We start from the raw sequence: 276 nt of genomic DNA on the forward strand, positions 1-276 counted from the left end.
GCTGGTACAAAGTACACGCCGTTTTGATGCTTTAAAACTATGGTGCACACTGCGTTATATGGGCAGAACCAAACTTGGCGATTATACAAACACTATAATTGAAACTACGAAACAAACAGCTGAAATCTTAGAAAACGACAACGATTTTGAACTTCTAACCGATTCAGATTTAAGCGTTTTGGTTTTTAGATATAAACTAGACGGCTGGCCTGGAGATACTTGCAAAATGAACTTACACATCAAAAAGAAAATGTTTTTTAATGGTGAAGTTTTAGT

The 276-nt window shown here is 35.5% G+C and carries 1 protein-coding gene; it reads left to right on the top strand.

Annotated features, from left to right (window positions below):
* A partial coding sequence (locus tag ACWA1B_RS22620) for a pyridoxal-dependent decarboxylase (RefSeq protein WP_456910857.1) occupies window positions 1-276 on the top strand: 276 nt, incomplete at both ends.

It is taken from the genome of Flavobacterium xizangense (genome assembly GCF_054075145.1).